A 10,022-nucleotide genomic window follows, 5' to 3' on the forward strand; every position below is an offset into this window, starting at 1 on the left:
GGAGCCGCGCCCGCCGTTGTGTGCGGGCGCGGCTCCACGCGTGTGCCGCGGACCCGGTGCGGTGCGACGTACCGGTCTCAACGCCGCCAGAAGAAGTGGTGCTCGACGCCGCTCGGGCTGGGCACGCGTTCCAGGTGGTAGCGGTCGGTGAGTTCCTCGGGGCTGTCCCAGAGCCGCAGGCCGCTGCCGAGTTCGTACGGGGCGACGGCGATGTGCAGCTCGTCGATCAGGTCGGCGTCGAGGAACTCCCGGATGGTCGTGACGCCGCCGCCGATGCGCACGTCCCGCCCGTCCGCGGCGGTCTTCGCCCGGTCCAGCGCCTCGTGCGGCGAGGCGTCGAGGAAGTGGAACGTCGTGTCGCCCAGGGTGAACGACGGCCGTTCGTGGTGGGTGAGGACGAACACGGGGGTGTGAAACGGGGGCTCGTCGCCCCACCAGCCCTGCCACTCGTGGTCCGGCCAAGGGCCGCGGACCGGGCCGAACTTGTTGCGGCCCATGATCTCGGCGCCGATGTCGCGGGTGAAGTCGCGGACGACGTAGTCGTCGAGGCCCCGGGTGCCGCCGGGCTCGGTGCGGTTGACCCAGTTGGCGGTGGCCCCGGCCCAGGCGAACAGGTCGCCCGGGTCGGCGTGGCCGAACGGGTGCTCGTAGCTCTGGTCCTCGCCCGCCCCGATCCCGTCCCGGGTGACGGAGAAGCAGTGGACCCGGACCCGCTGTGGCATGGACGACCTCCGTGCGTGGTGGAACCGGTTCGTCGCGACCGGCGTGCGCGGTTGCGCTGTGGTCGGAACAGTGTCGCCCGGGGGTACGACAAACGGTGGGGCGCTTCCCGACGAGGGGCCCGATCGTGGGGCGTCACGTCCGCCGGATCGGTGACGGCCTCGTCGACCTCGCCCCACGTCGTCAGAGCACTTCCCCGGCGGTGTTCTCCGCGTCCCGGACGCGGATCCGGCCGGACAGCAGCAGGGGGAGCAGCTCGTCGCGGGTCCGGGCGAGGGTGCGGGACTCGGCGCGTACGGCGCGCATCAGGGCGAACCGGTGCCGCAGGCTCGCCGCGAGCGAGGCCAGCACGTCGTCGTCGGGAACCCGGACCGTCTGCCGGTAGGCCTCCTCCCGGTTGAGTCCCGGAACGGCGGAGTCCGAGTCCAGCGCGCCGAGCCGTACGGTCCGGAGGAGGTGGTAGAGCACCTCGTCGGTTCCGGGTCGGACCGGTTGCACGGAGTAGGTGGTGTCGATGGGGAAGTGCGGACCGTCCGCCCAGTGGACCGCGCCGACCGTGCCCTTGCGGCCCACGACGATCCCCGGCCGGTCCACCAGTGCCACCGAGTGGTGTCCGCACCGGCCGCCGCTGCCGTACACGGGGACGGGCCCCGGGACGCGCCTCGCCGCAGGCAACGACCTGCCGTAGGCCAGGGTCAGCACGTCCCGCAGGGGGCGTGGGGTGCCGGATTCCGCGCTCGCCTTCGCGGTGTCCGCGGCGCAGAGCCGGTCGGTGACGAGCACGATGCGGTCGTTGTTCGCGATCTTGTCGTCGAGCGCGCCCAGCACCTCCGCGATCGCCCGCTGGGTGCCCGGGCCCGGGACGGTGAGTGGCAGTTGTCGCAGGACTCGCTCGTTCAGGGAGGGCATCGTCGTCCCGGCGGCGTTCCGGAGCAACCATTCCCGGACGGCGGGGGACCGGAACTGGTAGGCCATGAACCGGGAATGGACGCCCTCGGCGAACCGGATCCGGATCCCGTCGGAGCCGAGGAAGTATCCGTCCTCCTCCGGCCGCACCCAGGCGGAACGATCGACGGCGCCCTTGCGTCCGAGCACGACGTCCCCCGGCCGCAGCAGGTACTCGGGGATCCTGTCCGTGGTGTCCGCATCCACCCGCGGCGTCGTCTCCCGGAGGCGGATCGCGCCGTGGTCGAGTTCGCCGACGGAGACCACCGGAACGCCGTGTGCGGTGTATTCCGCCGCGCTGAGGACGGTGCCGAACGGGCCGGTCCTGATCGAACCGCCCGTCGCGGCGAGGAGCGCACCCAATGTCTCACCCATCGGTGCGTTCCAGCTGCGCACGGACGGCTTTCTCCAACCGCGCCGATTCGTCGAACGCCGCCAGCAGTTCGGTGTGCAGCCGCCGGATCTTCGCGTCGATCGGCTCGCCGTCGTCCTCGATCGCGGGTGTGCCGACGTACCGGCCGGGGGTCAGTGCGTAGTCGGCGGCCCGGATTCCGGCCAGATCGACCGACCTGCAGAAGCCTGGCACGTCCGCGTACCCGAGTTCCCTCTCGGTGGCCGACCGGGTGCCGCGCCAGGCGCGGTAGGTGTCGGCGATGGCGGCGATGTCGTCGTCGGACAGTGCGCGTTCGGCGCGGTCGACCAGGTGGCCGAGGTGGCGGGCGTCGATGAACAGGACCTCACCGGTGCGGTCCACCGCGCCACCCGGCCCCGCGGTCTTGTCCCGGGAGAAGAACCACAGGCACACCGGGATGCCGGTGCTGCGGAACAGCTGGGTCGGCAGGGCCACCATGCACGAGACGAGGTCGGCCTCGACGAGGTTCGCGCGGATGTCGCCTTCGGTGCCGGATCGGCTGGTCATGGAGCCGTTGGCCAGGACGACACCGGCGCTGCCGGTGGGACTCAGCTTCCACAGGATGTGCTGGATCCAGGCGTAGTTCGCGTTGGTGGCGGGCGGAACACCGAACTGCCAGCGCGGATCCCGTTCGTCGCGCGTCCAGTGCTTGATGTTGAACGGGGGGTTGGCCAGCACGTAGTCCATCCGCACGCCCGCATGATGATCGTGGGCGAACGTGTCGTCCCAGCGGGCGCCGAGGCCGGAGTTGTCGAGGCCGTGGACGGCGAGGTTCATCGTCGCCATCCGCCAGGTTTCCTCGTTGCTCTCCTGGCCGTGGACGGTGATGTTCGTCGGATCCCCGTTGTGCTCGTGGAGGAACTTCTCGGTCTGGACGAACATGCCGCCGGAACCGCAGCACGGGTCGTACACCCGGCCGCTCGACGGTTCGAGCACCTCGACGAGCACCTTGACCACGCTCGGCGGGGTGAAGAACTCCCCGCCCCGCTTGCCCTCGGCACGGGCGAACCGGCCGAGGAAGTACTCGTACACCTCACCCATCAGGTCGCGGGCGCGGTGCGCGCCCCGCCTGCTGAACCGCGCACCGTCGAACAGGTCGAGCAGTTCGCCGAGTCGGCGCTGGTCGATGGTCTCCCCGTCGTACAGCCGGGGGAGCGTGCCCCGGAGCGTGGGGTTGGCCGCCATGACCGACTCCATCGCCTCGTCGATCAATTGGCCGACGGTCCGGGCGGGTCCGGTGTGGCCGGCGGGCTCACCCTTCGCGTGCGCCGCCAGGTACGACCAGCGGGCCGCGGGCGGGACGACGAACACACCGTGGTCCCGACACGTCGCCGGGTCGTCGACCAGCCCGGCGATCCGGTCCTCGTCGTGGCCCTGAGCGGACAATTCCGCGCGGATCGTCTCGCGGTGCTCGTCGTAGGCATCGGAGACGTACTTCAGGAAGACCAGGCCGAGGATGACGTCCTTGTACCGGCTGGCGGGCAGTGATCCGCGCAGCCGGTCCGCCGCCTTCCACAGCGTGTCCTTGAGCTCCGACACCGTCGACGGCACCGACGGTCCCTTCTTCGCACGCGGTGGCATGAGTGCTGTCCCCCTCCTGCAGTCGTACGGCGGGTTCAGGGAACGGTCCGGACATCGCTGAGTCCTCCGCCTCGTGACACGAGCAGCATCATGAGTTGCCGGCCCGCTCGGCGTCCTCGGCGGCGAAGATCGATTCGATCTCGGCGGGGGTGAGGTCGACGCCACCCGGACGCTCACTCGGGACGAGTGGTAACCGCACCCGTACGGGTGGCGGAGCGACTGTCGCACTCAGCTCGTGGACGACCGCCCGGGTGAGGAACTCATTCAGCGTCTCACCTCGGGCAGCGGCATCGGCCTCGGCCGCACGCAGCAGGTCCGGAGGCAGTTCCACCGTGGTACGCATGGACGCATACTGCCATCGGTACGCCCACCGTGGCGGATTCGCTCCGGACAGCCGCGAGTCGACAGCTGTGTCAATGCGTCCCACCAAGTCGCCGACCGGTATCGAGACCTGAAGGAATGATCGACATGACCGACCGGACACTCCTCTCCCGACTCACGGCCGAAGCCGACCTCGACGGCGTGCAGCAGCTCGTCGTCGGTGGTGTCGTCCAGCACGACGGAAAGGTGCTGCTGCTCCAGCGTCCCGAGGGCGACTTCATGGGGAGCATCGTCGAGCTGCCCAGCGGCAAGGTCGAAGCAGGCGAATCGCTCGACGCGGCCCTGATCCGCGAAGTCAGGGAGGAGACCGGGCTGGACGTGACCGCTGTCCGCGACTACCTCGGTAGCTTCGACTACGTCGGTGGGAGCGGCAGGAGGAGCCGCCAGTTCAACTTCGCCGTGGAGGTCCGCGTGCCGGAGCCGATCGAGCTTCGGGAACACGACGCCTACACCTGGACGGCACTCGTCGAGGACCCGCCCGTCACCGACGCGGTGAAGGATGTGTTGAGCACGTACCGGGAGGTCGTCAACACCTGAGCTGCTGCCAGCCGTGTGAGCCGTGGCGGACGGCGTTTGGTCTCGATCCTCTCGCCGCCCGAGTCGCCGGAGCCGCGCGGGTCACCGATGACGGGGACGTAGTCCTCCGCGAACACCTCGACCGTCCCCGCCGTGCCGTGGTCGGCTCCTTCCTCACGGTGGGTTCAGCACGGGAAGTGCACGGTGGATCCGGGGTCGAGCAGAGCGGTCTCCCCGCGGCAGGCGATCTCGACCGGGCGCTGCGACCCGGTACCGGCGGCGACGTCGATCCGCCGGCCGTTGACCCGGATGTGCAGCGGGTGCTCGTGGTAGAGGACGGTGAATTCGAGCGTGCCGAGTGATGCGGGCCAGTACGGGTTGAACACCAGCCGGCCGTCCCGGGTCTGGAGACCGGCGAAGCAGCGCTGCAGCAGGTCGACGCTGCCGGCCATGGCCGCGAGGTGGATGCCCTCGGCCGTGGTGCCGCCCTGGATGTCGGTCACGTCCGAGGCCAGCGCGTGCCGGAAGAACTCCGGTGCCCGGTCCCGGTGGGACCGGGCCAGTACCCAGGCGTGGACCACGGCGGACAGCGTGGACCCGTGGGTGGTGCGGGCGAGGTAGTAGTCGACGGTGCGGGGGATCGTGTCCGGGGCCGGGCGGTAGCCGAGTCGGCGGAACAGCCCGGCCAGTTCGTCGGCAGAGAACAGGTAGAACAGCATCAGCACGTCGGCCTGCTTGGCGACCCGGTACCGGTTGACGTCGTCGTTCTCGGCCTCGAGGATCCGGTCGAGCCGCTGGATGTCGCCGTAGCGCCGCCGGTAGGCGGCCCAGTCCAGCTCCGCCAGGTCGGCGTAGCCCTCGAACTGGCTGGGCACGCCGTCGTGGAACGGGACGAACATGCCGCGGCTGATGTCGTCCCACCGCTGGAGCTCCTCGGGCCGCAGATCGAGTCGCTGCACCAGTTCCGAGCGGACCCGGTCGGGCAGGGCCTCCAGTGCCTCCGCCGCCCGGAGCAGGGTCCACACGGTCAGGACATTGGTGTAGGTGTTGTTGTCCACCCCGGCGCCGGGCGCGTCCGGGTACCCGGAGTGGAACTCGTCCGGGCCCATCACGCCACGGATGACATACCGGTCGCGGGCCCGGTCGTAGGTGGCCAGGTCGGACCAGAACCGGGCGATCTCGATCAGCATCTCGGCCCCGTGGTGGGTGAGGAACTCCCGGTCGCCCGTGGCCTGGTAGTACTGCCAGCAGTTGTGGGCGATGGCGAGCCCGATGTGGTGCTGTCGCCGTGTCGGGTCGGGGATCCAGCGGCCCGAGTGCGGGTTGAGGTGCAGCCGTTGACTCTCCTCCCGGCCGTCGCTGCCGGACTGCCACGGGAACATCGCGCCCCGGTACCCGTGCTCGCGCGCCGCCTGGAGCGCCTCGGGCAGTCGCCGATGGCGGTAGCGCAGCAGGGACCGGGTCAGCGCGGGCAGCCGGAGGTTCAGCAGCGGGAACACGAACAGCTCGTCCCACAGCACGTGCCCGCGGTAGGCCTCCCCGTGCAGCCCCCGGGCGGGGACCCCGGCGTCCAGTTCGGCCGTGTTCGGCGAGACCGTCTGCAGCAGGTGCAGCAGGTGCAGACGGATGACGCGCAGTTCCTCCGGCCGGTTCTCCAGGTCGAGGTGGAAGCGGTCCCACAGGTGGGCCCAGGCCAGCGTGTGACTTTCCAGCAGGGTGTCGAACGGGCCGAGCCGGGGGAGCCAGCGGGCGGCCTCGACGGCGGGTTCGGAGATCGCCCGGTCCCGTCCGGTGTAGACGGTGACGGTCTTCTCCAGGGTCACCGACTGTCCCGCGGTCACGTCGACGGCGAGGTCGTGCCCGATCCACGGGCCGTCCGTGACGAGGCGGTGCGCGTCCGCGTCCCGTCCGTCGTCGACGCGCACCGTGTTGCCCGCCGCCATCGCCACCGGGATCCGGGACTGGGTGGTCGCCGTTTCCAGCAGCACACCGGTACCGGGCAGTTCCCGTGCGGCGACGAGGTCCAGGTGCCGGCCCGCGAGATCGCGGTAGCGTTCCACGAGGCTGTTGTCGACGCCGCCGTCGAGGCCGGAGCGGAATTCCAGGCGGCCGGACCAGTCGTGCGCCGCCACCGTGGTCTCCAGTGCGCAGACGTGCGGGAACCGCATGTGCGCGAACCGGCGCTGGGTGACCGTCGTGGTGCGCCCCGCGGGGTCCCGGAACCGCAGGTGGCGCACCAGCAACGCCCGCCGGAGATCGAGGTACTGGCGGTACTCCAGCAATTCCATCGAGTCCGGGGTGAACCAGGGGCCGTCGTCGATCCGGAAGGTCACCGGCAGCCAGTTCGGCAGGTTCACCAGGCATTCGTTCTCCACGGTGGTACCGGCGACGTCGGTGCGCAGCCGGTTGTACACCCCGGCGGCGTAGGTGCCCGGGTAGTGGGTGCCGTCGGCCGCGGCCTCCGGGGCCGCGCCGCGGGTGGCCAGATAGCCGTTGCCGACGGTGCACAGCGCCTCGCGCAACCGTTCCTCGGCCGGGGCGTAGCCGGTGTAGCGCAGGCTCCACTCACTCACTCGGGTCCTTCTCCCGTCCTGTGCCGCCCCGCAGGGCCCGGACTCACGCGACGGTGACCGTGGAGTCGAGATAGACGTCCTGGATGGCGTGCAGCATGTCGATCCCCTCGTCCGTCGGGCGTTGGAACACCTTGCGGCCGGCGATGACGCCCATCCCGCCCGCCCGCTTGTTGACGACCGCCGTGCGGACCGCGTCGTGCAGGTCGGAGGCGCCGGAGGAGGCTCCGCCGGAATTGATCATCCCGACCCGCCCCGCGTAGCTGTTCAGCACCTGCCAGCGGCAGCGGTCGATCGGGTTGTCCCCGATGTAGCGGTCGTACACCGCCGGATGGGTCTTCCCGAACGACAGGGCGGGGTATCCGCCGTTGTTCTCCGGGAGTTTCTGTTTCACCAGGTCCGCTTCCAACGTCACGCCCAGGTGGTTGGCCTGCCCGGTCAGGTCGGCCGAGACGTGGTAGTCGGCGTCCTCGGTCGCGAACGCCGGGTTGCGGGTGTAGCACCACAGGACCGTGGCCATGCCCAGTGAGTGCGCCTCCGCGAACGCCGCGCTGATCTCGGTGAGTTCCCGGCGGGAGACCTCGGCGCCCCAGTACACCGTCGCCCCCACCGCCACGGCACCGAGGTCGAACGCCTGGCGCACCGAGGCGAACAGCGTCTGGTCGTGGATGTTCGGGTAGGTGAGCAGCTCGTTGTGGTTCAGTTTCAGGATCATCGGGATCCGGTGCGCGTACCGGCGGGCCACGGAGCCGAGCACCCCCAGGGTGGACGCCACCGCGTTGCACCCGCCCTCCAGGGCGAGTCGGACGATGTTCTCCGGGTCGAAGTACCGGGGGTTCGGCGCGAACGCGGACGCGCCGGAGTGTTCCACGCCCTGATCGACGGGGAGGATCGACAGGTAGCCGCTCCCGCCGAGCCTGCCGTGCCCGGTCAACGTCGCGAGACTGCGCAGCACGCGCGGGCCGCGGTCGGAGTCCTGCCAGATCCGGTCGAGGAAGTCCGGCCCGGGCAGGTGCAGGTCGTCCTTCGGCATGCTCCCGCACTCGTGGTGCAGCAGCTGCTCGGCGTCGTCGCCCAGCACCGCGGCGAGGTCGGTCGCCATTTCCGCCCCTCCGGTCGCTGTCGTGTCGGCTCGCGCTCGGGTCGGATTTCTGCTGGTCGCGTATTACCCGGGTCCGGCCTGCGCAAACCGGGTGCGCCCGGTCGGCCCCGGACGTCTCCGACAGATACCCCGGGGGGTATCATCGACCGCGCCAGGGCCCCGCGGCCTCGGCGCCCCGACCACTGGAGGAGGAGCGATGTCCGAACAGGTACCGGAGATCGGTGTGCACGACTTCGCCGCCGTGTGGCGGCAGGGGAGCCGGGTGATCGATGTGCGTTCCCCGGAGGAATTCGCGTCCGGGCACGTCCCGGGGGCGGTCAACGTGCCCCTGGAGGACGTGCTGGCCTCCCCCGGCCGGTTCACCGGCGAGGAGGTGCACGTGATCTGCCGTTCCGGACGGCGCAGTCTGACCGCGGCGGAGGCGATGAACGCCGCCGGTGCGCGGGCGGTCTCGGTCGCCGGCGGCACGGTGGACTGGAGCGAGGCCGGCTACCAGGTCGAACAGGAGGGGTGACTCATGTGTCGTCGTGTCGCGTGCCGCACGTGCGGTAAGCCGACCTACGCCGGATGCGGCCAACATGTGGAACAGGTGCTCGCGGGCGTGCCGAAGTCGCAGCGGTGCGCCTGCACCGCGGAGACCCGTAACGGCGGCGCAGGCGGGTTCCTGCGCAAACTGTTCGGTCGCGGCTGACCGGGATGCGTCGGGGTGCGGGTCACCCCGACGCATCTCAGGTGACGAGGGCGACACCGAACAACAGCAGCAGCCCGGCGGCGACGCCGAGGGTGTGGATGGTCTTCTCGTGGGCCGCCGGGGTGGTGGTCAGTTCGGGGACGAGGTCGGCCAGCGCGATGTAGACGAAGTTGCCCGCGGCGAACGGGAGGAGCACGGCCGAATTGAACTGTCCGGACAGGGCGTAGGCGGCCAGTGCGCCGAGCAGGATCGTGGCGGCGGAGACGAGGTTGAACGCGAGGGCGCGGGCCCGCGACCACCCGCTGTGGATGAGGATGCCGAAGTCGCCCAGTTCCTGCGGGACCTCGTGGGCGGCGGCGATCAGCCAGGTGATGATGCCCAGCCGGATGTCGGTGACGAAGGCGGCGCCGATGGCGAGCCCGCCGATCAGGTTGTGCAGGCCGTCGGCGACCAGGATCAGGTAGCCGACCGGCCGGTGGGCGCCGACGGGACGGTGGCAGTGGTGCCAGTGCAGGTACTGCTCCAGCACCAGGAAGGTGAGCAGTCCGGCGGCGAACCAGACGTAGACCGGGAGGGTGTTGCCCAGCTCGTCGATCGAGTGGGGGAGCATGTTGAACAGGGCGCCGCCGAGCAGCGACCCCGCGGCCAGCGCGACCAGGGGGAGCACGACCCGGTTGAAGATCCGTTCGGGCAGGACGAGGGTGATGCTGCCGGACAGGGCCAGCAGGGCCATCGTCACGCCCGCGATGGTGATCCAGGCCAGCGTCGACACAGCCCCCGGTCCTCCTTCCGTCCGCCGTCACCGTGCGGGGTGCGGGGTACGAGCGCCGCGGAGCCTCGGCAGCCCTCACGGGTCCTGCCGCCTCCGAGGTCGGGTCGTTCGTCCCTGGATTGCCCGGTGTGGGCGGAGCAACCTCGACGGGGAAGAACGTCGAGAGGTGCCGCCGATGCATTGCTGGTGTGGACACGGACCGTGGTGCTACCACGGCTACCACTATCCACCGCCCTATTCTGCGCCGGGTTACTACGCTCCGCCGGATGCTCCCGCCCCGCCGCCCGCACCGCCCCCCGCACCGCCGCCCACGCCGCCGCCCCGTCGGCGGG

Annotated in this window: 9 protein-coding genes; 2 read left to right on the plus strand and 7 right to left on the minus strand. The window is 70.7% G+C overall.

Features of this window, described 5'->3' with window-relative positions; all coding sequences use genetic code 11:
- Positions 1–77: 77 nt before the first annotated feature.
- The 4 genes from ACTIR_RS0101500 to ACTIR_RS0101515 form a co-directional block, all read right to left on the minus strand.
- Entirely contained in the window at positions 78–722 is a 645-nt protein-coding gene (locus ACTIR_RS0101500; protein ID WP_026452963.1) for a dihydrofolate reductase family protein, read from the minus strand.
- A 181-nt stretch (positions 723–903) separates the two neighbouring features.
- Entirely contained in the window at positions 904–2,040 is a 1,137-nt protein-coding gene (locus ACTIR_RS0101505; protein WP_026452964.1) for a restriction endonuclease subunit S, read from the minus strand.
- On the minus strand, positions 2,033–3,658 hold the full coding sequence (locus tag ACTIR_RS0101510; protein ID WP_026452965.1) for a class I SAM-dependent DNA methyltransferase: 1,626 nt from the start codon (positions 3,656–3,658) through the stop codon (positions 2,033–2,035). Before ACTIR_RS0101510 ends, ACTIR_RS0101505 begins: the two co-directional genes overlap by 8 nt.
- A gap of 88 nt (positions 3,659–3,746) precedes the next feature.
- On the minus strand, positions 3,747–4,001 hold the full coding sequence (locus ACTIR_RS0101515; protein ID WP_026452966.1) for a hypothetical protein: 255 nt from the start codon (positions 3,999–4,001) through the stop codon (positions 3,747–3,749).
- A 125-nt stretch (positions 4,002–4,126) separates the two neighbouring features.
- On the opposite strand from ACTIR_RS0101515, the gene ACTIR_RS0101520 reads away from it, so the two are divergent.
- Positions 4,127–4,576 (plus strand): NUDIX hydrolase, encoded by a 450-nt coding sequence (locus ACTIR_RS0101520; RefSeq protein WP_026452967.1) that lies wholly within the window; start codon positions 4,127–4,129, stop codon positions 4,574–4,576.
- A gap of 164 nt (positions 4,577–4,740) precedes the next feature.
- On the opposite strand, the gene ACTIR_RS0101525 is transcribed toward ACTIR_RS0101520, so the two are convergent.
- Positions 4,741–7,128, minus strand: coding sequence for a glycoside hydrolase family 65 protein (locus tag ACTIR_RS0101525; RefSeq protein ID WP_026452968.1), 2,388 nt, complete (start codon positions 7,126–7,128; stop codon positions 4,741–4,743).
- A 43-nt stretch (positions 7,129–7,171) separates the two neighbouring features.
- On the minus strand, positions 7,172–8,227 hold the full coding sequence (locus ACTIR_RS0101530; protein WP_026452969.1) for a class I fructose-bisphosphate aldolase: 1,056 nt from the start codon (positions 8,225–8,227) through the stop codon (positions 7,172–7,174).
- A gap of 196 nt (positions 8,228–8,423) precedes the next feature.
- Between ACTIR_RS0101530 and ACTIR_RS0101535 the strand changes: the two genes are divergently transcribed.
- A complete protein-coding gene (locus ACTIR_RS0101535; RefSeq protein WP_026452970.1) occupies positions 8,424–8,741 on the plus strand; it encodes a rhodanese-like domain-containing protein in 318 nt (105 codons plus the stop codon).
- A gap of 214 nt (positions 8,742–8,955) precedes the next feature.
- Here ACTIR_RS0101535 and ACTIR_RS0101545 read toward each other — a convergent pair whose 3' ends face one another.
- A complete protein-coding gene (locus tag ACTIR_RS0101545; protein ID WP_026452971.1) occupies positions 8,956–9,690 on the minus strand; it encodes a ZIP family metal transporter in 735 nt (244 codons plus the stop codon).
- Positions 9,691–10,022: the final 332 nt, after the last annotated feature.

Source organism: Saccharomonospora iraqiensis subsp. iraqiensis (assembly GCF_000430445.1).
Classification (GTDB): Bacteria; Actinomycetota; Actinomycetes; order Mycobacteriales; family Pseudonocardiaceae; genus Saccharomonospora; species Saccharomonospora iraqiensis.

What these genes read in the sequence shown, in the direction of transcription:
- ACTIR_RS0101500 (WP_026452963.1), bottom strand. Translation starts at nt 722, where the DNA reads ATGCCACAGCGGGTCCGGGTCCACTGCTTCTCCGTCACCCGGGACGGG.
- ACTIR_RS0101505 (WP_026452964.1), bottom strand. Translation starts at nt 2,040, where the DNA reads ATGGGTGAGACATTGGGTGCGCTCCTCGCCGCGACGGGCGGTTCGATC.
- ACTIR_RS0101510 (WP_026452965.1), bottom strand. Translation starts at nt 3,658, where the DNA reads ATGCCACCGCGTGCGAAGAAGGGACCGTCGGTGCCGTCGACGGTGTCG.
- ACTIR_RS0101515 (WP_026452966.1), bottom strand. Translation starts at nt 4,001, where the DNA reads ATGCGTACCACGGTGGAACTGCCTCCGGACCTGCTGCGTGCGGCCGAG.
- ACTIR_RS0101520 (WP_026452967.1), top strand. Translation starts at nt 4,127, where the DNA reads ATGACCGACCGGACACTCCTCTCCCGACTCACGGCCGAAGCCGACCTC.
- ACTIR_RS0101530 (WP_026452969.1), bottom strand. Translation starts at nt 8,227, where the DNA reads ATGGCGACCGACCTCGCCGCGGTGCTGGGCGACGACGCCGAGCAGCTG.
- ACTIR_RS0101535 (WP_026452970.1), top strand. Translation starts at nt 8,424, where the DNA reads ATGTCCGAACAGGTACCGGAGATCGGTGTGCACGACTTCGCCGCCGTG.